We start from the raw sequence: 21,839 nt of genomic DNA, 5'->3' as shown, positions 1-21,839 counted from the left end.
CGCGGCGACGGTGCCGCGACCCGGCCGCCCGCGAATGGACCGGGTTGGGGCGACCACGGTGGCGCCGCGGTCGCCATGTCGCAGTCTCCATCGTATACGTGCGGGCCGCCTTGATCGGAGTCAATTTCCGGATATCGGCGCGTGCCCGTTCGGCGCGGTATTCGTGCCGTCGTCCGCCGGCATGGTGCCATGATTGTGTGTCGTGCCGGCGGCACCCTGCGCATCGTGGCCGGCGTGCATGAAGCGCATCGCCGGCGGTGCCGCCGCGGTCCACAGTCCGAGCAGGACGACCAGCGCGCCGGCCAGGCGGCGGAACGCCGTGTTGCGGCTGAGTCGCTGCAGGCGGGCGGCCGCGGCGCCGGTGGCGATCATCGCCGGGGCCGTGCCCAGGCCGAAGGCGGCCATCAGGCCCGCGCCTTCCGGGGCGCCGCCGCTGGCGGCGGCGGCAAGCAGCATGGCGTATACCAGTCCGCAGGGCAGCCAGCCCCACAGGGCGCCCAGCGCCAGGGCGGACAGCGGCCCGCGGCGCCCCATCAGGCGCCCGGCATGGGGCGACAGCCGGCGCCACACATGCATGCCGGCACGCTCGATCGGTCGCAGCAGACGCCAGTTCAGGGCCACCTGCAGGCCGATCGCGATCATCGCGGCGCCGGCCAGCACGCGCAGGGCGACCGGGGCATAGCCGGCGTGCAGGGACTGGCCCAGCCACAGGCCGATGCCGCCGGCGATCGCCCCGGCCACGGCGTAGCTGGCGATGCGGCCGGCGTTGTAGAGCAGGGCCGAGACCAGCGGCCGGTCGCGGCCCTGCATGCCCAGGGCGATGGCGATGCCGCCGCACATGCCCAGGCAATGGGAGCTGCCGACCAGTCCCGCGACCAGCGCCGCGGCCAGCGTCGCCTCGGTGCCGCTCACGTTTCGTCGCGGTCCGGCTCGTCTTCGGTCTCGTCGCGCCGCGGCTTGTCGTCGTCGTCGAGCAGGATGCGGTAGGCCGGACTGTCGAGGTCGTCGAACTGGCCGCTGCCCACCGCCCAGAAGAAGGCCCAGACGGCCAGCGCCACCAGTACCAGGCTGAGCGGGACGAGGATCAGGATGATGTTCATCGCGATGCTCCCAGCGCCGGAATGTCGCATGCCGTGTCGGCGTCGCCGGGGACGGGCGCGGCGCGCTCGCGGCCGAGCCGCGCGGCGTTGGCCACCACCAGCAGGGAACTGGCGGACATGCCCAGCGCCGCCATCCAGGGAGCGACCAGGCCCGCCGCGGCCAGCGGCAACGCCACCGTATTGTAGCTCGCGGCCCAGGCCAGGTTCTGCCGTATCACCCGCAGGGTGCGGCGTGCGATGGTGACGCCCGCCACCAGGTCGCCCAGGCGGCCGGCGGTCAGCACCATGTCGGCGCTGGACTGGGCCAGCACCGAGCCGCTGCCCATCGCCACGGAGACATCGGCGCCGGCGATCACCGGCGCGTCATTGACGCCGTCGCCGACCATGACCACGCGCCGGCCCGCCGTTTGCAGATCATGCATGCGCGCGAGTTTGTCCTCCGGGGTCATGCGGGCGTGCCAGGTTTCGATGCCCAGTTCGCGGGCCAGGGCCGCCACCGGCCCCGGCCCGTCGCCGCTGGCGATCTCCGGGGTGAAGCCCAGGCGCTGCAGCTCGCGTACCGCGGCGCGCGCCTCGGGGCGTATGGCGTCGGCCAGGCGGAAGGTCGCGATCGGACCGTCATCGCCGGCCAGCGTCACTTCGGTGCCCTCGTTGTCCGTCGCCTCGGCGGCGCCCACCCAGTCGGGCCGGCCCAGGCGCAGACGACGGCCGTCGACGACGCCCTCGATGCCGCGGCCGGGATGCACCCGGACGGCCCGGGCCTCGCGGCCGTCGCGGTGGGCGCGGAACGCCTGCGCGATCGGGTGCTCGGAGTGCGCCTGCAGCGCCGCGGCCAGGTGCCGCGCCTCGGCGGCGTCGCCGGCATGGACCACGGTCTCGTTCAGGCTCAGGCGGCCGAGCGTCAGCGTGCCGGTCTTGTCCAGGAGCAGGTGGTCGGATTTCGCCAGGGTCTCCAGGGCGCCGGCACGCGCGACCAGCAGGCCCTGGCGGGCGAGGCGGGCGGTGGCCGCGACCAGGGCGGTCGGCGTGGCCAGCGACAGGGCGCAGGGGCAGGTGACCACCAGTACCGCCAGGACGATGGGGAAGGCATGCGCCGGGTCGGTCTGCCACCAGTAGAGGCCGGTGGCGGCGGCGGCGAGCAGGACGCCGGCCACGAACCAGCGGGCCACGCGGTCGGCGACCACGGCCAGGCGCGGGCGCTGCGACTGGGCGCGGTCGAGCAGCCGCACGATGCCGGCCACCAGGGTGTCCTGGCCGACGCGGGTGATCTCGATGTCGATGGGCGCGGTGAGATTGACGCTGCCGCCGACCACCGGTCGGCCGACGCGCTTGGCCACCGGCATGAACTCGCCGGTGAGCAGGGATTCGTCCAGACGGCTGTCGCCGGCGACGATACGGCCGTCGCTGGGCACGGGGTCGCCCACCGGCACGCGCACGCGATCGCCCACGGCCAGTTCCGCGAGCGCGACCCGCTCGGTGTCGCCCGCCGCCGTCACCCGCAGGGCGGTCGCCGGCAGCATCCGGGCCAGGGCGCCGGTGGCGCGCGACGCGCGGTGGCGGGCGGCCATCTCCAGGAAGCGCGCCACCGACAGGAAGAACACGAACATGGTCACGGAGTCGAAGTAGATCTCGCCCCCGGCGAAGATGTGCCAGACGCTGGCGGTGTAGGCGCCGCCGATGGCCAGGCTCACGGGCACGTCCATGCCCGGGCGACGCGCGCGCAGATCGCGCCAGGCCCCGCGCAGGAACGGCATGCCCGCGTAGAAGAACACCGGCGTGGCCACGAGCAGGCTGATGCCGCGCAGGAAGCCGGCGATGCCCGGGTCCATGTCCTCGTGAATGGCGCCGGCATACAGGGCCACGGCGTACATCATCACCTGCATCATGCCGAGTCCCGCCACGATCAGACGCTTGAGGGCGGCGCGGCGCTCGCGGGTGATGGCCGGCAGGCTTTCGCTGGCCGCCAGCAGGTGCGGCCGGTAGCCGAGGCCGGCCATGCGCCGCAGCAGGCCGGACAGCGCCGCCCGCGCCGGATCCCAGCGCAGCAGGGCGCGGCCGGTGGCGGGATTGACCTGGATATCGGTCACGCCCGGCTCGGCGCCGAGCACCCGCTCGATCAGCCAGGCGCAGGCGGCGCAGGTCAGCCCCTCGACCAGCAGCACCGCCTCGCGCTGATCGTCCGGCAGTCGCCGGACATAGGGGCGTTGCACCGCGTCGCGGTCGTAGGCCTGCCACTCGTCGGCGGCGACCCGGGCGGGCGACGCGGGGGTCGGCGCCGGCGCGGTACGGAAGCGATAGAAGTCGTCCAGTCCGCTGTCGGCGATCAGGCTCGCCACGGCCTCGCAGCCGGGACAGCACATGGGACGTTCGACGCCGTCGATGCGCGCGGTCCGGACGGGGCCGGGCGGCAGGGGTTCGCCGCAGTGGTAGCAGGCCTCGCCGGTCGCGGTCACGAGTCCTTGTCGCCGAGGCGGGTGTCGAGATGCAGGGACTCGGCGTCGGCCGGCAGGCGCCCGGTCAGGCGCCAGGCGCCGTCGGGCGGTGTCAGGCGCACGTCGTAGCGGCCCTCGATGAGACCGCCGGCCTCGCCGTGGTACACGCCCGCGCTGTTGCGGGTCAGGACCAGGACACGATCGCGGCTGGCCTCCAGCGGGTGCGCCAGCGTCAGTTGCAGGGTGTCGGGCGCTTGTGCCGGCCGTTCCAGCAGCAGACTGACGTGGCCGCCGGCGCGGTCGGCGCGCAGGCGCGCGCTCGCGTCCAGGCGGGCCGCGGCGGCATCGCGGCTGCGGTCCTCGGTGTAGGTCAGGCCGATCTTGGCGTAGTCGTCCACCACCAGGGAGGGCGGCCCCGCCATGGTGGCCAGGATGACGGCCCAGAACGCGATCGCCGCCGCCGGCGGCAGCATCAGCAGCCACGGCCACACGTGCCGGTACCAGGGACGGCTCGGAGCGTGGAGGGTGTGGGTGGTCATGCGGCTCACCTGCTCAGGGGCGTGTGGAAACGGGTCTGCTCCACGGCGGCGTCGCCGCTGTCGTCGAGGGCGCGCACGCGCAGCCGGATATCGTGGCCGCCACCGGCCACCGCGTCGCCGTCCACGCGCACTCGCGCGGGCACGTTGCGGACCTCGCCGGGCTCGACTTCGATACGGGCCGGATCGGTCTCCACCGAGTAGGCCGGGGCGTCCACCACCTCGACGGCATAGGTCCGCGGCGACTGGCCCATGTTCATGACCTTGAGGGTGTAGACGTTTTCGACCATGCCGTCGTCCACCATGCGGTAAAGGGCGTTGCGGTCCGGGATCACGTCCAGGCGCAGGGGCGTGCGCAGGCCGATACCGGCCAGAAAGGCCGCGCCCAGCACCAGCAGCAGCGCGGCGTAGATCAGCACGCGCGGCCGGAGCAGCTTGGCGGGCTTGCCTTCCAGGGCGTTCTCCGTGGTGTAGCGGATCAGCCCCCGGGGATAGCCCATCTTGTCCATCACCTGGTCGCAGGCGTCGATGCAGGCCCCGCAGGCGATGCACTCGTACTGGAGGCCGTCGCGGATGTCGATGCCGGTGGGGCAGACCTGGACGCACATGGTGCAGTCGATACAGTCGCCCAGGTCCAGGGACTTGGGGTCCGCGCCGCGCTTGCGCGGGCCGCGCGGCTCGCCGCGTGCCTCGTCGTAGGAGATGACCAGGGTGTCGCGGTCGAACATCGCGCTCTGGAAGCGCGCGTAGGGGCACATGTACAGGCACACGTTCTCGCGCAGGAAACCGGCGTTGCCCCAGGTGGCGAAGCCGTAGAACAGGGTCCAGAAGGCTTCCCAGCCGCCCAGGTCGAGAGTGAGCGCCCGCGCCCCCAGGTCCGTGATCGGCACGAAGAAGCCGACGAAGGTGTAGCCGGTCCACAGGCCGAGCACGACCCAGGCGCTGTGCTTGGCGGTCTTCTTGAGGATCTTGTCCGCGGTCCAGGGGGCCTTGTCCAGCTTCATGCGCTTGAGGCGGTCGCCCTCGATCTTGCGCTCGACCCACATGAACACCTCGGTCCACACGGTCTGCGGACAGGCGTAGCCGCACCAGACGCGACCGGCCACGGCGGTCACGAAAAACAGACCGAGGGCGCAGATCACCAAAAGCAGGGTCAGGTAGATGAAGTCCTGCGGCCAGAAGGTGATGCCGAAGACGTAGAACTGGCGAGCCGGCAGGTCGAACAATACCGCCTGGCGGCCGTCCCAAGGGACCCAGGGCAGCAGGTAGAACAGTCCCAGCAGGGCGAACACGGCGAACGTGCGCAGCCGCTGGAATGTGCCGTGTACCTCGCGCGGGTAGACCTTCTCCCGCGACTGGTACATGGAGATCGGCTGCGGCGGCACGTCGGCCAGCCGCTCGCGGCGGCGGGCGGCGCGGTCGTTATCGGTCCGGGCGTCGCTCATCGGGTGTCGGGGTCTCGGCGGTCCCGTCGCCGGCCGGCGGCCGGCGACAGGAGGACGTAGGTCAGGGCGCCGGAGGCGGCGCAGATGATCCAGAACATGAAGAAGCCTATCGCGTAGCCGGCCTCGCGAGAGATCGGTGCGTGCGGCAGGGTCTGGGCCCGCAGCGTGGCCGGGTCGATGTTCGCGAAGAACACCGTGGTGGCCACGCCGGCGACCAGGAAGGCCGGCCAGAGGATCGCGCCCCAGACACGGATCCGGTCGCGGGTCGCCGGCGGATACTCGGTGACGTTGGTCATGGCGGTTCCCTATTGTGCTCCGGACTCGCCGTTCGCGTCACCGTCACCGTCGTGCGACAGGCTGTAGACATAGGCCGCGACCACGTGCGCGCGGTCCTCGCCGAGCAGTTCGCGATGCGCGGGCATCCGGCCCTGGCGGCCGTTGCGGACGATGTCGCGGATGGTCTCGATCGAGCCGCCGTACAGCCAGGCGTCGTCGGTCAGGTCGGGGGCGCCGAGCATGGTGTTGCCGGTGCCGTCGGCGCCGTGGCAGGCCGCGCAAGTGGTCTTGAATACCGGCTCGCCGGCCTTGACCAGGTCGGGACGATGGGCGTCGCGGCCGTTCAGCTCGTAGACGTAGGCCGCCACCTGGCGTACCTCCAGATCGCTCAACTGTTGGCTCCAGGCCGGCATGACGCCGCTGCGCCCGTTCAGGATCGAGTGCTTGATCGCCTCGGGCGTGCCGCCGTAGAGCCAGGCACCGTCCGCCAGGTTGGGATAGCCGGGCGCGCCGCGGGCGTCCGAGCCGTGGCACACGGCGCAATTGTTGGCGAAGATGCGCTGGCCGGTGGCCACCGCCTCCTCGTTGCCCGCCAACTGCGGCACCGGCGTGGCGGCGTATTTCTCGTACAGCGGGGCGTAGCGTTCCTCGGCCGCGGCGACTTCCTCGCGGTACTCCTTGTACTGGCTCCAGCCCAGCAGGCCCTCGAATTTGCCCAGCCCCGGGAACAGCGCGAGATAGATGAAGCCGAAGACGATGGTGATGTAGAACAGCCACAGCCACCAGCGCGGCATCGGATTGTTGTATTCGGTCAGATCCTCGTCCCACACGTGGCCGGTGGTGTCCGACTCGCTCGCCTCGCCCGGACGGGGCTTGGCGGTCCAGCGGATGAGCCACCAGCACGCCAGGATGTTGGCGACGGTGAAGACGATGATGAACCAGCTCCAGAACTCATTCATTGCCGGGTTCCCCTGCGGCTGTCGTTGTCGTCGCCCCGCTCGCCCTCGTCGAGGGGCAGGCGCGAGGCTTCATCGAAATCCTTGCGGCGGCGGCCGCTGTAGGCCCAGAACACGATGCCCACGAAGATCACCAGAAAGACCAGCGTGACCAGGCCCATTAACGTTCCCAGGTCCATCGCCGTTACCGTCCCTGCTGACCGGCCTGACGGCCGACCTCGACGCCCAGGCCCTGCAGGTAGGCGATCATCGCGTCCATCTGGGTCTTGCCCTCGAGCTTGGCGCGGGCCTGCTCGATCTGCTCGTCGCTATAGGGCACGCCGAGCCACTCCTGCTGGACCTCCATGCGGGTGATCACGGAGTCGACGTCGACCTCGCGCTCGGCCAGCCAGGGGAAGCCCGGCATGTTCGACTGGGGCACCACATCGCGCGGGTTCATGAGGTGCGCGCGGTGCCACTCGTCCGTGTAGCGGCCGCCCACGCGCGCCAGGTCCGGGCCCGTGCGCTTGGAACCCCACTGGAACGGCCGGTCGTAGACGTACTCGCCGGACAGCGAGTAGTGGCCGTAACGCTCGGTCTCGGCCCGGAAGGGGCGGATCATCTGCGAGTGGCAGTTGTAGCAGCCCTCGCTGACATAGATATCGCGCCCGGCCAGCTCCAGCGGTCCGTAGGGCTCCACGCCTTCCGCGGCTTCCGTGGTGCTCACGGTGAAGAACAGGGGCACGATCTCGACCAGACCGCCGATGCTGATCACGATCACGATCAGGATGGCCATCAGGCCGATGTTTTTTTCGACTACTTCATGCGACGCCATTGCTGTCTCTCCTGATTACGCGGTCGCGGTGGCGGAGGCGGTCGCCGGCTGCGGCTGCGGCCGGATGGTGCGCCAGACGTTCCAGGCCATGATGAACATGCCAGCGAGGAACAGAAGGCCCCCGAGCAGGCGCACGGCGTAGTACGGATAGGTGGCCTCCAGCGACTGGATGAAGCTGTAGGTCAGCGTCCCGTCCGGGTTGCTGGCGCGCCACATCAGGCCCTGCATGACACCGGCGATCCACATCGCGGCGATATACAGGACCACGCCGATGGTGCTCACCCAGAAATGCAGGCTGATGGCCTTGACGCTGTACATCGACTCGCGGCCGTACAGGCGGGGTATCAGCACGTAGAGCGAGCCGATGGTGATGAAGGCCACCCAGCCGAGGGCGCCGGAGTGCACGTGGCCGATGGTCCAGTCGGTGTAGTGGGAGAGGGCGTTGACGGTCTTGATCGACATCATCGGCCCCTCGAACGTGGACATGCCGTAGAACGACAGGCTCACGATCAGGAAGCGGATGATCGGGTCGTCGCGCAGTTTGTGCCAGGCACCCGACAGGGTCATGATGCCGTTGATCATGCCGCCCCAGGAGGGCGCCAGCAGGATCAGCGAGAACACCATGCCCAGCGACTGCGCCCACTCGGGCAGCGAGGTCCAGTGCAGGTGGTGCGGGCCGGCCCACATGTAGATCGAGATCAGGGCCCAGAAGTGCACCACCGACAGTCGGTAGGAGTAGATCGGCCGTCCGGCCTGCTTGGGCACGAAGTAATACATCATCCCCAGGAAGCCGGCGGTGAGGAAGAAGCCCACCGCGTTGTGGCCGTACCACCACTGCACCATGGCGTCGACCGCGCCCGCGTAGACCGGATACGAGTGTGTCCAGGAGGTCGGGATCGCCAGGTTGTTGACGATGTGCAGCACGGCGATGGTCAGCACGTAGGCGCCGAAGAACCAGTTCGCCACGTAGATGTGCTTGACCTTGCGCATCGCGATGGTGCCGAAGAACACCACGGCATAGGCCACCCAGACCAGGGTGATCAGCACGTCCAGCGGCCAGATCAGCTCGGCGTACTCCTTGCTCTGGGTCAGGCCCAGCGGCAGGGTGATCACGGCGCCGACGATCACCGCCTGCCAGCCCCAGAAGGTGAAGGCCGGCAGCTTCCACTTCTCGCCGAACAGCGGCGCGCTACAAGTGCGCTGGACGACGTAGTAGGACGTGGCGAACAGCCCGGAGCCGCCGAACGCGAAGATCACCGCGTTGGTGTGCAGCGGCCGCAGGCGGCTGAAGGTCAGCCACGGCACGTCGAAGTTCAGGGCGGGCCAGAGCAACTGGGCTGCCAGGAGCACCCCCACGGCCATCCCCACGATGCCCCAGATCACGGTCGCTATCGCGAACTGGCGGACCACCTTCTCGTTGTATTTCGGTGTCGAGTCCATGTCCCTCTATCCGGTCGTTGCGCCGCCGGTCCCCGCCGGCATGCGCTGTGGCTACACCTCGTGCGCGCCCGTGTCGGCGGCACGCGCTAACCTTACCAGCCGGCGCGGGGCGCGGCGTTTGATCTGGATCAAATACCGGTGCACGAAGGCCCGGTAGGGCGTGCGGTGCGGGCCCGGCCTCGGCCGCGTCCGAGGAGGTGCTCGGATGCTTGATCGACGCGGGATCTCCCGGTCCCGTGATGGGACGGCGCGTTTCGGCGGCGTCCTACTGCCGTTTCCAGTAGCGGGTCATCTCCATGAACATGAAGGAGGCGGTCCAGGTGATCAGCAGGAAGCCGGTCAGACCCTCCAGGCCCGCCAGGAAGCGGATATCGCCTTCGGGCTGGATGTCGCCGATGCCCAGGGTGGTGTAGGTGGTGAAGGAAAAGTAGACGCAGTCCAGGAAGGTGCCGTCGAAGTTGCCCGCCAGGCGGCCGTAACCGTCCAGATGCAGGGTCAGATGATAGCCCGCCGCGAAGATCCAGACCTCGACGATGTGGGCGGCCAGGGCGCCGCACAGGGCGATCAGCACCCGCGCGCGGTGGCGAACGGTCAGGCGTGGGATCACCCGCCCCAGGCGGTACAGCATCTCGTAGTGGACCAGTACCGCGATGGCCACGATCAGGGTGTTGAGGATGTAGGTGTCGATCATGCCGGTCTCCCTGCGGCCACAGGCTAACCCATGCAGGTCCCGGATGTCCGACTTGATCTGGATCAAAGCATGCGGCCGCGCCGGGCCCTAATGTTCGCCCCGGATTCACCACCACAGCGAGCAAGGACGAAATCCGATGACCAAGAAACTGCATTTGATCGCCGCCCTGGCGGCGGGGGGGCTGACGGCGTTCGGCGGTGCCGCCGGCGCGCTCGAGGCCGGCGACTGGGTCGTGCGCGGCGGCCCGGCGTATGTCGATCCCACCGACGACAGCGACGGCGTGCCGGGCGTGGCCGGTGCCAAGGTGGAGGCCGACGACGCCTGGGCCCTGGGCTTCTCGGTGGGCTACATGCTCACCGACAACTGGTCGGTCGATCTGCTGGCGGCGACGCCGTTCAAGCACGACATCGAGGGCAAGGGCTCGTTGTCGGGCACGGTGGCGACCACCAAGCAGTTGCCGCCCACCCTGTCGCTGCTCTACTACTTCCAGCCGCACGCCTCGGTCCGGCCCTATGCCGGCGTCGGCGTGAATTACACGGTGTTCTTCGACGAGCAGACCCGCGGGGCCCTCGACGGACTCGACATCGAGCTGGAGGATTCGGTGGGCCTGGCCTTGAACGTGGGCGTCGACGTGGACCTGAACCAGGATTGGTTCGCCAATGTCTCGGCCTGGTACATCGACCTGGAGACCGAGGCCGATGTCGAGACCTTCAACGACTTCGACGTCGCCATCAACCCGCTGGTCTTCATGGTCGGCGTGGGCCGGACCTTCTGAGCCGGCGAGGCTCGCGGGGAATCGACGCGCCCGACAATGCCGCGCCCCGCACGGGGCGCGGCACGCTACGGCCGGGCGTCAGTCGACCTCCAGGATCACCTTGCCGGTGTTGCCGCCGGTGAACAGTGACCGCAGGGCGTCCAGGGCGTTGTCGAGCCCCTCGAATTCGTCGAATTTCCATTCCAGACGGCCCTGTTTCCGGAGCGTGGTCAACGCCCGGTAGGCCTCCGGGTAGCGGTCGAAGTAATCCAGGATCACGAAGCCCTGCACCGTGAGTCGCCGGATCACGATGTTGAGGTAGTTGCTCGGCCCCGGTGTCGGCCCCTCGGCGTTGTACATCGATATCGCGCCGCACTGGACGATACGGCCGTACACGTTCATGCGCGCGAGGGCCGCGTCCAGGATGTCCCCGCCGACGTTGTCGAAGTAGATGTCGATGCCGTCGGGGCACAGCTCGTCGAGGCGCGCGGCCACGTCCTCCGACTTGTAGTCGATGGCCGCGTCCATGCCGAAGTCGTTCACGACCCAGCCGCATTTCTCCCGGCCGCCGGCGATGCCGATCACCCGGCAGCCGTAGAACTTGCCGAACTGTCCGGCCAGCGAGCCGACCGCGCCGGCCGCGCCCGACACCACCAGGGTCTCGCCGATCTTGGGCCGGCCGATGTCGTGCATGCCGAAATACGCGGTCGGTCCGACGATCGAGTAGATGCCGAAGACCTCCTTCCCCGTGATGCCGGGGATCGCCGGGAGCCGGCTCAGGGTTCCGGCCGGGGCCTTGAAGTAGTCGCACCAGCCGCCGATGCCCGTGACCTTGTCGCCCTCGGCGAACTTGTCGCTGGCGGATGCCACGACCTCGCCCATCACGAAGGCCCGCATCGGCGCGCCCAGCGGGATCGGTTCCATGTAGGTCGGCTGTTCGTTCATCCAGGCCCGGTTGGTCGGGTCCATGGAGATATACCGGGTCCGGACCACGACCTCGCCGTCGGCCGGCGTGGGCACCTCGCCGTGCTCGAACTTGAAATCGTCGTCGGATACCGCGCCCCGCGGGCGCCGCGCAAGCAGCCATTGCCGGTTCGTCTGGGTCACCGTGCCTCCGGATCGTGTCGTATTGATGGACCGATCGAGCCTAGGCCGGCATTGCCGCGGTGTCCACACGTGCCTGCGCCGGCACGGATACGTTATCCGAGTCGCAGGACTTCCTCGCCGTGCCTGCGGTGACCGGTCGCCACGAAGCCGAGGCTCGAATACAAGTGCCGCGCAATCGCATTGTCCGGCGTGATACTGAGCATGATCGGCGCGTCCGGCCGTTGGTCGCGGAGCGCCGCGATCACGGCCTGGAGCGCGCGTTTGCCGTAGCCCCGCCCCTGGCAGCGGGCATCTATCATGAAACGGGGTATCCAGTAACAGTCGTTCTCGGCGTCGAACTCGTACATGACGAAACCGATCATCCGTCTGCCGAGGTATATCGCCCGGGGCCGGAGTCGGGGTTCGACGTAGGCTTCGGCAAGCGAGTAAAGGTTGGAGGCGATCCGGTGGGCTTGCGCCGGCGCCGGCTCCAGGCCGATGCACTGCTGCCAGTTGGCCGGCGTGATATCCCGCAGGGTGATGGGCATCGGCGGGCCCGGCTACCGGGGCGTTCGTGTCGGTCGGTTCACGGCGTGTCCCGGTCGTCCCCCGGATCGCCGGCTTCCTGGAAAGCGTCCCGGTGATAGTCGATGGCGTGCGCCACCTCCGGCATCCCCGGGTCATCCGGCGTCGCGGGTTCCGCCCCCGCCATCACCTCGAGCACCGTGCGCGTGGCTTGCGCCAGCGTGGCCGGGTTGTAGCCCCCTTCGAGCATCATGACGAGACGCCCGTCGCAATAGCGGTCCGCGATTTGCTGCACGACCCCGGTCATGGCGCTGAAGCCGTTGAAACTCATGTTCAAGCACAATTCGGTGTAGTGGGCGTCCATGCCGGCGGACACCAGGACGAGGTCGGGCTTGAACCATTCCGCCGCCGGCACGAGGATCTCGTTGAACGCCTTGAGAATGGCCCGGTCGCCGGTCTGTTCGGGCAGCGGGACGTTGATGGTGGTGCCCTCGCCCAAGCCCTCGCCGGTCTCGGTCAGGTCGCCGGTGCCGGGGTAGAAAGGCGCGGCGCGGTGGGTGTCGAAGAACAGCACGCTGCTGTTGGCGGTGAAGATATCCTGGGTGCCGTTGCCGTGATGGGCGTCCCAGTCGATGATCAGGATGCGCTCGCAATCCCAGCGGGATTCCGCGTGCGCCGCCGCCACCGCGATGTTGTTGAACAGGCAGAAGCCGCGTGCCCGTACCGCATTGGCATGATGCCCCGGGGGGCGGCACAGGACGAATGCGGCGTCGGCGCGCTTCTCGAAGACCGCGTCCACCGCGGCGATGCCGGACCCCGCGGCGACCTCGGCGGCTTCCACGCTGCCCGCCGACACGGCGGTCGTGTCGATATCGAGCCAGGCCTGCTTGCCCCGCAACTCGTAGATGTCGCGGATATAGGACAAGGTATGCACGCTGGCGAGCTGCGCTTCCGTGGCGGCCACGCCGGGCTCGAACCGTACGCCCGGTACCGGCTGCGACTGCAGCAGCTCGTACACGGCGGTGATCCGGCCGGGATGTTCGGGATAACTCCACGTGGCCTGCAGGCCAAGCCCCTCCAGCAGCCCCTTGAGCCTCTTGTTGAGGCGGCTCGGGAGGAAGGGCTCCTGCGCCTCGGGCCGGTGGCCGAGCATGCGCTCGTCGTAAATCACCAGGACATTGCGGTCGCCGATCAAGACGCGTTCTCCTCAACTGAGGCGGTCAAGCCCGCTTCCGCCGTTCAGGTGTGGCGGGCGGGTCTTCTGAAGTCCCTGGCCTAGATCATATCCGCATGGTAGCTGAAAGCGGCATGGTTTTTCGGTTGTGGCCCGCCTGGCGGCGATTGGCCTCACAAGTGCCGTGGTGAACCGTAGTCGCTGTGCCGGATCGCTTCGCAGCGAGGCTGCGGGCCGATGGAAGAGCATGCCGGGAGCCGGCCTGGATTTTATTCGCTATTCGTGGCGCCAGGGGGCTTCGCTCGCCCGCTCGATTTGCCATGCGTCGATGTATCGCCGCAACTCGGCGTGGATATCGTTGATCGCGATGGCGGTGCCGGTCGGGTGGAGGCCCTCGTCCCCCGCATCCAGAGGGATATCGCCGCACATGACAGCGATATAGTGCTCGAGATCGTTATTGTGGCCGAGCGTCCGCACGATCCGGGCCATCCGATCCACGGTCAGGCCGTGGTCCCGCAGTAGCACCATCAGGTCGAACAGGTCCCTGGAGCGCGCCCGGTCCGCCAGCACCAGGGTCTTGGCGACCTTGAGGCCGTCCAGTCCCAGGATGCCGAAGCTGCGGCTGCTGCCGTGCAGGACGTCGGCATCCCGGTAGAAACGACGCTGTGCCTCGTTCCGGCCCTGGACGAAGAAAGTGACCCGCACGCCCGCGATCTCGTAATCGCGCGCGAAACGCGAAAGCGGCTTGCCGGTATTGATCCGAAAGCGGCTGGCGGCCTCGATGTCGGTCAGGTCGTCGGCCGCGACCCCGGCCTGGCGCAGACGTTCGATCCAGCGGTCAATGTCCGGCTCGGGCAACGTGTCCGTGAAGACCGCGAAATCCAGGTCCATGCTACGCCGGTGACCTATCTGCAGGGCGAGGGCGCTGCCGCCGACCAGCGTGAATGGCGCCAGCTCGGGAGAGCCGGCGGCGTACTCGAACAGGTCGCGCGTGGCCTGAGAAAGGGCGTCAAGACGCATGGGAACATGCCCGTTCGTAGCCTGCCCGGATATTGCCGAGTAGCCGGGCCAGCCGTGGCCGCGCGGCCAAATCGGCATCGTTGCCGGCAATCGCCTCGATGCGGTCGAGGCCTAAGGCCGTGGCCAGCGCCAGGATGTCATCGAAGCGGCCGGCGGCGAGTACGTTGCGGATCAGGGCGGTCTCGGCGACGCCTTCCGGATTCGACCAGGCATAACGGCGCCGTAGAGCGGAGATGGTGGACGGCCGCTCCGAATGCGCGCGCAACCGCTCCGCCAGGGCCGCGGACGGCGCGTGGGCGGTCGGGCCGGTTGCGAAGAAGTCGTCGATGTGGACACCGAGTGCATCCGCCAGCGCCTTGAGTTGATCCGGGGAGGGCTGGCGGCGCCCGTTCAGGTAATGGCTGACCGCCGCGGGCGTGCGCACGCCCAGCACGGTCATCAGGGCCGTGCGCGGGATGCCGGCCTCGTCGACCAGTCTTTTTGCCGTCTCGTGCCAACGCATGGTCAGTCAACTCTTGTATCGGGTACAAATTGTACTTGATTGTACAAAATGTAAATACCGAGGCTGTTCGAGGGCTGGCGGTCGGGAATAGCTCGGCGAACGGGAGTCGACCGATGCGCGCCAGCGCATCGGGTGCGCTGAAGAGCGCATCCGAAGGACGCGGACCGCCAGGTCCACGCAACCCGCGACCCGTACGAACGCCGAACCGACCACCAAGGGGGGATTGGAGCGGCGAACGGGAGTCGACCGATGCGCGCCAGCGCATCGGGTGCGCTGAAGAGCGCATCCGAAGGACGCGGACCGCCAGGTCCACGCAACCCGCGACCCGTACGAACGCCGAACCGACCACCAAGGGGGGATTGGAGCGGCGAACGGGAGTCGACCGATGCGCGCCAGCGCATCGGGTGCGCTGAAGAGCGCATCCGAAGGACGCGGACCGCCAGGTCCACGCAACCCGCGACCCGTACGAACGCCGAACCGACCACCAAGGGGGGATTGGAGCGGCGAACGGGAGTCGAACCCGCGACCTCAACCTTGGGAGGGTTGCGCTCTACCAACTGAGCTATCGCCGCGCATCGCGCCCGTCCGCCGGACGGACGGGGAGGGAACTGGAGCGGCGGACCGGATTCGAACCGGCGACCTCAACCTTGGCAAGGTTGCGCTCTACCGGCTGAGCTACCGCCGCCTCGGGGCTCCGGCGCCCCGTTCCACACCGCTATAGATAACGGCAAACCGGGGGATAATTCAAGGACTTTCTTCCGGCAGCGGCGTGCGTTCGACCACATCGCCGTCGGCGTTCACGATCACGGTCTCGGCGCGGGCCCCGTCGGTGTCCACGGTGAGCGCCACGTGGTGCCGGCGCGCGCCGCCGTCGCGGATGCGCGGCACGCTGGCGGCGTTGACATAGAGCGTGTCGTGACGCCGCGCCGAGGTGCGGCGGCCGCCGCCGCGCTTGCGTTGGTGGTGCATGTGGCCGGCCACCAGCGCGTGCACCCGCCGGCCGCTGTCTCGCGCGTGTTCGAGGGCCGCCTCCAGGTCGGGGTCGCCGAAGTCGCCGAATTCGTCCGAGAAATCGCAGCCCCAGGGGTCCTCGGGTGCGTCGCCGAGGCCCGCCGGTCCGTTGTGCGCGAGCACGATCAGGTCCTCGGGGGCGTCGTCGACCAGCCGCCGCAGCAGGTCGGCGCTGTCGTGGTAGCCCCGGATTCCGAAACGGCGCCGCATGTAGTGGCCGTAGTAGAACTTGTCCGGTCCCATGGCATGAGGCCGCGCGGCCAGCATGCCGAGACCGTCGCCCAGGTCGTGCAGCGCGTAGCCGGTCAGGCGGACGTTGCCGATGGCGGTCTCCAGGCGGCGGACGCGCCGGGTCATGCCGATCGCCGTCAGCCGGCGCAGCAGGTGCCAGCCCTTGATCTCGGCCAGGAGCTGCGGCGCGGTCACGCCGTCATGGTTGCCGGGCATCAGCCAGGCGGGCTTGGTCAGCCGCGCCAGTTCGCCCGCCACCTCGCGGTGGTTGGCCAGGCGCGGCAGGTCGCCCACGAACAGCAGGGCGTCGTAGTCGGAGGCTTCGAAGAACGCGGTGTCGCGTTCGTCCCAGAAGCCGTGGATGTCGCCGATGACCGCGAAGCGCATGCGCCCTTTCTAAGGGTTGCGTGCGGCGTTGGCAAACGAAAGCGGCGGATCGCCGTCCGGCGTTAGAATCGATACCGGAGTCTTGATGGGGCCGCAACGGTGATGAGCGATCTTCCGCAAAACATGCGCGCGATGGTCCTGGAGCGGGTGGGCGAGCCCCTGCGCGAGCGCGAGCTGCCGTTGCCCGAGCCGGGGCCGCGGGATGTCCTGATCCGGGTGGCGGCCTGCGGCGTCTGCCGCACCGACCTGCACGTGGTCGACGGCGAGTTGACCGAACCCGTGCTGCCGCTGGTGCCGGGGCACGAGATCGTGGGCCGGGTCGCCGCCGCGGGCGGCGACGTGAGCGATTTCCGGGTCGGCGACCGCGTGGGCGTGCCCTGGTTGGGCGGTAGCTGCGGCACCTGCCGCTACTGCCGGCGCGGCCGCGAGAACCTGTGCGACGCCGCCGTCTACACCGGCTATACGCGGGACGGCGGCTACGCCGAGTACACCCTGGCCGATGCCCGCTACTGTCTGGCGCTACCGGAGGCGTACGGCGACGTCGCCGCCGCGCCGCTGCTCTGCGCCGGCCTGATCGGCTATCGCACCTACCGCATGGCCGGCGAGCCTGTCGAGCGGCTGGGGATCTACGGCTTCGGCGCCGCCGGGCACCTGGTGGCGCAACTTGCCGCGAGTCAGGGCGTTCGGGTCTATGCCTTCACCCGGCCGGGAGACGACGCGGGCCAGGCCTTCGCCCGCGAGCTCGGCTGCGTCTGGGCCGGCGGTTCCGACACGATGCCGCCGGAGCCGCTGGACGCGGCGTTGATCTTCGCCCCCGTCGGCCCGCTGGTGCCCGCCGCCCTGCGGGCGGTGGACAAGGGCGGGGCGGTGGTCTGCGGCGGTATCCACATGAGCGACATCCCGTCCTTTCCCTATCGGTTGCTCTGGGAGGAGCGCCTCGTGCGCTCGGTCGCCAATCTCACCCGCGAGGACGGCCATGCCCTCATGGACGCCGCCGCCCAGGCCACGATCGACACCCGAACGCTGACCTATCCGCTGGCCCGCGCCAACGACGCCCTCGACGACCTGCGCGCCGGCCGCTTCACCGGGGCCGCCGTGCTATTGCCTTGAGGAATTAACCACAGAGGCACAGAGGCACAGAGATAAATTGAAGAGTGATTCTCAGGAAAGCGTGAAACTTTCCGCGGTTTTCGTGCATTGACTGCCTACAGTCCTGGTCTTCGCTCTGTGCCCCTGTGGCTCTGTGGTTAGCATCGATTGATACGTTTATCCTTGGCGGCATGAGCGAGCGACGGATACTGGTGACGGGCGGCACCGGCTTCATCGGCCGGGCCCTGTGCACCCGGCTTCTGGCCGAGGGCTGGGGCGTGGACGTGCTCACGCGCGACGCTGAACGGGCGCGCAAGCTGCTGCCGGAATCCGTGGGCGTGGTCGAATCCGCGCACGAACTGACCGCGCCGCCCCACGGCATGGTCGGCCTGGCCGGCGAGAACCTGGGCGTCAAGCGCTGGAACGAGGCGCGCAAGCGCGAGTTCGTCGCCAGCCGCGTGCGTACCACCGAACACCTGGTCGAGTACGCCGCCGCCTGCGGCAGCGATGCCCCGCGCGTGCTGGTCAACGGCTCCGCGGTCGGTTACTACGGCGCCCGCGGCGACGACGAGGTCGACGAGGGCGAGCCGCCGGGCGACGAATACCAGTCCGAGCTATGCCGCCAGTGGGAGGCGGCCGCGATCGCGGCGCGCGACCACGGCGTGCGGGTCTGCCTGATCCGACCGGGCGCGGTGCTCGACGCCGGCGGCGGACCGCTGCAATCCATGCTGCCGGCCTTCCGCTTCGGCATGGGCGCCTGGCTGGGCAACGGCCGCCAGTGGCTGCCCTGGATCCACCGCATGGATCTGGTGCGGGCCATCCTGTTCCTGATCGAGAACCAGGACTGCTCGGGCCCGTACAACACGGTGGCGCCGCATGCGGTCACCCATCGCACCTTCAGCAAGGCACTCGGGCGGGCGCTGCGCCGCCCGGTCTGGGCCGGGATGCCGGCGCCGGTGGTGCGGCTGATGTTCGGCGAGATGGCGGAGATGCTGCTCACCGGCCAGCGGGTGGTGCCGCGCCGGCTGCAGGAGGCCGGCTTCCAGTTCCGCTTCCCGGACCTGGACGCGGCCCTGGCCGAAATCGTGGACGGCGGCTGAATGGACGACGCCTTCCTCGGCAAGCTGCGCGAGTGCCTCGGCGAGCGCGGCCTGCTCACCGCGCCCGAGGACATGGCGCCGTACCTGCGCGAGTGGCGCGGTCATTTCGAGTGCACCGCCGGGGCGGTGGCGCGGCCGGCGAGCACGGACGAGGTCGCGGCCGTGGTGACGGCCTGCGCCGAGGCCGGCGTGGGCATCGTGCCGCAGGGCGGCAATACCGGCCTGGTGGGCGGCGCCGCGCCGCAGTCGGCGGACGGCCAGATCGTGCTCGCGCTGGACCGCATGACCCGCGTGCGCGGGATCGATACCGACAACGACACCATCACCGTCGAGGCCGGTTGCATCCTCGCCGACGTGCAGAAGGCAGCCGCGGAGGTGCATCGCCTGTTCCCCCTGTCGCTGGCGGCCGAAGGTTCCTGTCGTATCGGCGGCAATCTCGCCACCAACGCCGGCGGCGTCAATGTCCTGCGCTACGGCAACGCCCGGGATCTCACGCTGGGACTGGAAGTGGTGCTGGCCGACGGCCGCGTCTGGCACGGCTTGTCGGGCCTGCGCAAGGACAACACCGGCTACGACCTGCGTCAGCTCTTCGTCGGCAGCGAGGGCACGCTGGGCATCATCACCGCCGCCACCCTGCGGCTGTACCCGGCCCTGGCCCAGCGCGAGACCGCCTTCGCCGGCGTGACGGACCCGGCCGCCGCCGTGGCCCTGCTGGGCCGGCTGCGCGCCGCCAGCGGCGACAATGTGATCGCCTGCGAGCTGATTCCGCGCTTCGGGCTGGAGCTGGCGCTGCGCCATATCCCGGGCTGCCGCGATCCCCTGGACGAGACCCATCCCTGGTACGTGCTCGTGGAACTGGCCAGCCCCGCCGAGGGCACCTGGCTGCGCGAGGCCCTGGAATCCGGCCTGGAGGCCGCCTTCGAGGCCGGCGAGGTGGCGGACGCGGCCCTGGCCGGGAGTCTCGACGACGCCGGCCGCTTCTGGCACATCCGCGAGCATATCCCCGAGGCCCAGATCCGCGAGGGAGCCTCGATCAAGCACGACGTCTCGGTGCCGGTCTCGCGCCTGCCGGCGTTCGTCGCCGAGGCCGCCGCCGCGATCGAGGACGCCATGCCCGGGGTGCGGGTCTGCGCCTTCGGGCATGTCGGCGACGGCAACCTGCACTTCAACCTCCAGCAACCCGAGGACGCCGACGGCAAGGCTTTCCTGGGCCGCTGGCGCGAGGCCAACCGCGTGATCCACGACATCGTCGCCCGGTTCGACGGTTCGGTGTCGGCCGAGCACGGCATCGGGCGGCTCAAGACCGGCGAGCTGGCACGCTACGCCGATCCCGCGAAGCTGGCGATGATCCGGGCCATCAAGCAGGCCCTCGACCCGCGGGGCATCCTCAATCCGGGCGCCCTGGTCGCCGGTGACGACTGAGGCCTGGCCCGCCTGCCCGCTCTGCGGGTCGGCCGCAACGGCGGGGTTCGCGACGGTGGACAGCGGCCGCTACGGACGCTGCGGCGAGTGCGGCCTGGTCTTCCAGCATCCGGACGAGCGTCCCGACGCCCTGACCGAGCACGAGCTCTACCTGACCCACGACAACCGCCCCGACGATCCCGGCTACCGTCGCTTCCTGTCGCGGCTGACCGAGGTGCTCGTCCCGGCATTGCCGGCGGGCGCCGAGGGGCTGGATTACGGCGCCGGCCCCGGGCCCGCGCTGGCCGGCATGCTCACGGAGGCCGGTTTCCCGACCGCGGTCTACGATCCCTTCTTCGCGCCGGATACGGCGCCGTTGCGCCGGCGCTACGATTTCATCGTCTGTACCGAGACCGCCGAGCACTTCCATCGACCCGGCGCCGAGTTCGAGCGCCTGGCGGCGTTGCTGAAGCCGGACGGCCGTCTCGGTCTGATGACCCGGCGCCTGGAGCCGGACACCGATTTCGCCGCCTGGCATTATCACCGTGATCCCACGCACGTCAGCTTCTACGGGCGGCGCACCCTCGAATGGCTGGCCCGGCGTCACGGCTGGACATGCCGCTGCCACGGGATCGACGTGGCCGTGTTCGCGGCCGGCACGTCGCCGGCCGGAGGTTGATCTGGATCAAACCGGCCGCCGTCGGTCGCGTTACCATAAGGGTCGGCGACATGTCCCCCAGCAACAGCCACAGGAGGTCCGGCGTGGCCGAGAAATCGATCGAGCAGGTCATCTCCGAACATCCGTTCTTCGCCGGTCTCTCGGACCGGTCGCTGGAATTCCTGGCCGCCTGCGCGACCGAACGCGAACTGGCCGAGGACGAGGTCCTGTTCCGCTACGGCGCCAGCGCGGACGCGTTCTACCTGGTGCTGTCCGGGCGGATCACCGTTGAGGTCAGCGCCATACAGGGCCCGCCCCTGGAGCTGCAGAACCTGGGGCCGGACGCGATCCTCGGCTGGTCCTGGCTGATCCCGCCGTACACCTGGCACTTCCAGGCGCGCGCCGAGGAGCCCGCCGAGCTGCTGGTCTTCGACGGCGACGCCGTGCTGCGCCACTGCGAGAACGATCCCGCGTTCGGCTACGACCTGTTCAAGCGTTTCTCCGGGCTCATGTCCGAGCGCCTGGCGGCCGCCCGCGAGAAGATGATGAACGAGTGGAGCCCGCCGGGCTTCGCGTGAGCGGGGCGCGAGAGGGCGGCTGGCTGCCGCCGCTCCTGTTCGCCGCCTTCGCCGCTGTCTGGCTGGCACTCGCCTGGGACCCCTGGTACCGCGAGGACTGGGCCCTGGAGAACGTGCTGGTGGGCCTCGGCCTGCTCTGGCTGGTGCGGCGCCATCGCGTGGCGCCGTTCTCCGATACCGCCTATGTCTTGCTGTTCGTGTTCGGCGTGCTGCACGAGATCGGCGCCCATCACACCTACTCGGAAGTACCCTACGATGCCTGGGCGCGGGCGCTGACCGGGCACACCGTGTCCGACGTCCTGGGCCTGGCCCGCAACCACTTTGACCGGCTGGCCCATTTCGCCTTCGGCCTGCTGCTGTTCCGTCCCGTGCGCGAATACGTGGAGACGGACGGCCCGCTGCCCGGGGCCGCATCCTACCTGTATCCGGTGGCGCTGCTGGCGACGATGTCGCTGGTCTTCGAGCTGTTCGAATGGGGGGCCGCGGAGGTGTTCGGCGGCGACCTGGGACAGGCCTACCTGGGCACGCAGGGCGATGTCTGGGACGCGCAGAAGGACATGGCGCTGGCCCTGCTCGGGTCGGTCATCGCCGCCGTCACGACCATGCTTATGGCAAGGAAGAATCCTTGCTAAA

The 21,839-nt window shown here is 69.5% G+C and carries 24 protein-coding genes and 2 tRNA genes; 7 read left to right on the top strand and 19 right to left on the bottom strand.

Annotation, left to right across the window (positions count from 1 at the left end; all coding sequences use genetic code 11):
* Positions 1 to 120: 120 nt before the first annotated feature.
* The 11 genes from PC39_RS05600 to PC39_RS05550 all read right to left on the bottom strand — a co-directional run bounded on the left by PC39_RS05600 (position 121) and on the right by PC39_RS05550 (position 9,690).
* A complete protein-coding gene (locus PC39_RS05600) occupies positions 121 to 912 on the bottom strand; it encodes a sulfite exporter TauE/SafE family protein (protein WP_353252377.1) in 792 nt (263 codons plus the stop codon).
* Positions 909 to 1,100: a cbb3-type cytochrome oxidase assembly protein CcoS gene (gene ccoS / locus PC39_RS05595; protein WP_353252376.1), complete on the bottom strand. Its 192-nt coding sequence runs from the start codon at positions 1,098 to 1,100 to the stop codon at positions 909 to 911. Before ccoS ends, PC39_RS05600 begins: the two co-directional genes overlap by 4 nt.
* A complete protein-coding gene (locus PC39_RS05590; protein ID WP_353252375.1) occupies positions 1,097 to 3,553 on the bottom strand; it encodes a heavy metal translocating P-type ATPase in 2,457 nt (818 codons plus the stop codon). Before PC39_RS05590 ends, ccoS begins: the two co-directional genes overlap by 4 nt.
* The gene (locus PC39_RS05585) at positions 3,550 to 4,071 is read right to left on the bottom strand and encodes a FixH family protein (protein WP_353252374.1); all 522 of its coding nucleotides are present in this window, start codon (positions 4,069 to 4,071) and stop codon (positions 3,550 to 3,552) included. The genes PC39_RS05590 and PC39_RS05585 overlap by 4 nt, the downstream gene beginning before the upstream one ends.
* A gap of 5 nt (positions 4,072 to 4,076) precedes the next feature.
* A complete protein-coding gene (gene ccoG / locus PC39_RS05580) occupies positions 4,077 to 5,513 on the bottom strand; it encodes a cytochrome c oxidase accessory protein CcoG (protein WP_502950850.1) in 1,437 nt (478 codons plus the stop codon).
* Positions 5,510 to 5,809, bottom strand: a complete 300-nt coding sequence (locus tag PC39_RS05575) for a hypothetical protein (RefSeq protein WP_353252373.1) — start codon at positions 5,807 to 5,809, stop codon at positions 5,510 to 5,512. Before PC39_RS05575 ends, ccoG begins: the two co-directional genes overlap by 4 nt.
* Before the next feature lie 9 nt (positions 5,810 to 5,818).
* Complete coding sequence (ccoP, locus tag PC39_RS05570) at positions 5,819 to 6,748, bottom strand: cytochrome-c oxidase, cbb3-type subunit III (RefSeq protein WP_353252372.1); 930 nt, start codon at positions 6,746 to 6,748, stop codon at positions 5,819 to 5,821.
* Positions 6,745 to 6,924 (bottom strand): cbb3-type cytochrome oxidase subunit 3, encoded by a 180-nt coding sequence (locus PC39_RS05565; RefSeq protein WP_353252371.1) that lies wholly within the window; start codon positions 6,922 to 6,924, stop codon positions 6,745 to 6,747. Before PC39_RS05565 ends, ccoP begins: the two co-directional genes overlap by 4 nt.
* Before the next feature lie 5 nt (positions 6,925 to 6,929).
* Positions 6,930 to 7,559 (bottom strand): cytochrome-c oxidase, cbb3-type subunit II, encoded by a 630-nt coding sequence (gene ccoO / locus PC39_RS05560; protein ID WP_353252370.1) that lies wholly within the window; start codon positions 7,557 to 7,559, stop codon positions 6,930 to 6,932.
* 15 nt (positions 7,560 to 7,574) lie between these two features.
* Positions 7,575 to 8,999: a cytochrome-c oxidase, cbb3-type subunit I gene (ccoN, locus tag PC39_RS05555; RefSeq protein ID WP_353252369.1), complete on the bottom strand. Its 1,425-nt coding sequence runs from the start codon at positions 8,997 to 8,999 to the stop codon at positions 7,575 to 7,577.
* Between the two features lie 265 nt (positions 9,000 to 9,264).
* Positions 9,265 to 9,690 (bottom strand): potassium channel family protein, encoded by a 426-nt coding sequence (locus tag PC39_RS05550; protein ID WP_353252368.1) that lies wholly within the window; start codon positions 9,688 to 9,690, stop codon positions 9,265 to 9,267.
* 136 nt (positions 9,691 to 9,826) lie between these two features.
* Between PC39_RS05550 and PC39_RS05545 the strand changes: the two genes are divergently transcribed.
* Complete coding sequence (locus tag PC39_RS05545; RefSeq protein ID WP_353252367.1) at positions 9,827 to 10,465, top strand: OmpW/AlkL family protein; 639 nt, start codon at positions 9,827 to 9,829, stop codon at positions 10,463 to 10,465.
* Between the two features lie 78 nt (positions 10,466 to 10,543).
* Here PC39_RS05545 and PC39_RS05540 read toward each other — a convergent pair whose 3' ends face one another.
* The 8 genes from PC39_RS05540 to PC39_RS05505 all read right to left on the bottom strand — a co-directional run bounded on the left by PC39_RS05540 (position 10,544) and on the right by PC39_RS05505 (position 16,380).
* Positions 10,544 to 11,551 (bottom strand): NADP-dependent oxidoreductase, encoded by a 1,008-nt coding sequence (locus PC39_RS05540; RefSeq protein WP_353252366.1) that lies wholly within the window; start codon positions 11,549 to 11,551, stop codon positions 10,544 to 10,546.
* A 92-nt stretch (positions 11,552 to 11,643) separates the two neighbouring features.
* Positions 11,644 to 12,078: a GNAT family N-acetyltransferase gene (locus PC39_RS05535; RefSeq protein WP_353252365.1), complete on the bottom strand. Its 435-nt coding sequence runs from the start codon at positions 12,076 to 12,078 to the stop codon at positions 11,644 to 11,646.
* Between the two features lie 38 nt (positions 12,079 to 12,116).
* Positions 12,117 to 13,250, bottom strand: a complete 1,134-nt coding sequence (locus PC39_RS05530; RefSeq protein ID WP_353252364.1) for a histone deacetylase family protein — start codon at positions 13,248 to 13,250, stop codon at positions 12,117 to 12,119.
* Between the two features lie 255 nt (positions 13,251 to 13,505).
* Positions 13,506 to 14,249: a nucleotidyl transferase AbiEii/AbiGii toxin family protein gene (locus PC39_RS05525; RefSeq protein WP_353252363.1), complete on the bottom strand. Its 744-nt coding sequence runs from the start codon at positions 14,247 to 14,249 to the stop codon at positions 13,506 to 13,508.
* Positions 14,239 to 14,751 (bottom strand): helix-turn-helix domain-containing protein, encoded by a 513-nt coding sequence (locus PC39_RS05520; RefSeq protein ID WP_353252362.1) that lies wholly within the window; start codon positions 14,749 to 14,751, stop codon positions 14,239 to 14,241. The genes PC39_RS05525 and PC39_RS05520 overlap by 11 nt, the downstream gene beginning before the upstream one ends.
* Before the next feature lie 496 nt (positions 14,752 to 15,247).
* Positions 15,248 to 15,323, bottom strand: a tRNA-Gly gene (locus PC39_RS05515).
* A 37-nt stretch (positions 15,324 to 15,360) separates the two neighbouring features.
* Positions 15,361 to 15,436, bottom strand: a tRNA-Gly gene (locus PC39_RS05510).
* Positions 15,437 to 15,495: 59 nt separating this feature from the next.
* The gene (locus PC39_RS05505; RefSeq protein WP_353252361.1) at positions 15,496 to 16,380 is read right to left on the bottom strand and encodes a metallophosphoesterase; all 885 of its coding nucleotides are present in this window, start codon (positions 16,378 to 16,380) and stop codon (positions 15,496 to 15,498) included.
* Positions 16,381 to 16,503: 123 nt separating this feature from the next.
* Between PC39_RS05505 and PC39_RS05500 the strand changes: the two genes are divergently transcribed.
* From PC39_RS05500 to PC39_RS05475, 6 genes are all read left to right on the top strand, one after another.
* The gene (locus tag PC39_RS05500) at positions 16,504 to 17,490 is read left to right on the top strand and encodes a zinc-dependent alcohol dehydrogenase family protein (protein WP_353252487.1); all 987 of its coding nucleotides are present in this window, start codon (positions 16,504 to 16,506) and stop codon (positions 17,488 to 17,490) included.
* A gap of 170 nt (positions 17,491 to 17,660) precedes the next feature.
* Positions 17,661 to 18,569: a TIGR01777 family oxidoreductase gene (locus PC39_RS05495; RefSeq protein ID WP_353252360.1), complete on the top strand. Its 909-nt coding sequence runs from the start codon at positions 17,661 to 17,663 to the stop codon at positions 18,567 to 18,569.
* Positions 18,570 to 19,991 (top strand): FAD-binding oxidoreductase, encoded by a 1,422-nt coding sequence (locus tag PC39_RS05490; protein WP_353252359.1) that lies wholly within the window; start codon positions 18,570 to 18,572, stop codon positions 19,989 to 19,991.
* The gene (locus PC39_RS05485; RefSeq protein ID WP_353252358.1) at positions 19,981 to 20,649 is read left to right on the top strand and encodes a class I SAM-dependent methyltransferase; all 669 of its coding nucleotides are present in this window, start codon (positions 19,981 to 19,983) and stop codon (positions 20,647 to 20,649) included. The genes PC39_RS05490 and PC39_RS05485 overlap by 11 nt, the downstream gene beginning before the upstream one ends.
* An 83-nt stretch (positions 20,650 to 20,732) precedes the next feature.
* The gene (locus tag PC39_RS05480; RefSeq protein WP_353252357.1) at positions 20,733 to 21,206 is read left to right on the top strand and encodes a Crp/Fnr family transcriptional regulator; all 474 of its coding nucleotides are present in this window, start codon (positions 20,733 to 20,735) and stop codon (positions 21,204 to 21,206) included.
* On the top strand, positions 21,203 to 21,838 hold the full coding sequence (locus PC39_RS05475) for a DUF2238 domain-containing protein (RefSeq protein ID WP_353252356.1): 636 nt from the start codon (positions 21,203 to 21,205) through the stop codon (positions 21,836 to 21,838). Before PC39_RS05480 ends, PC39_RS05475 begins: the two co-directional genes overlap by 4 nt.
* Position 21,839 lies beyond the last annotated feature (1 nt).

This window comes from Salinisphaera sp. PC39 (assembly GCF_040361335.1).
In the GTDB taxonomy this organism is placed as follows: Bacteria; Pseudomonadota; Gammaproteobacteria; order Nevskiales; family Salinisphaeraceae; genus APNM01.
Note: the sequence above shows the minus strand (reverse complement) of the source record. Positions and strands in the feature narration are given on the sequence as shown.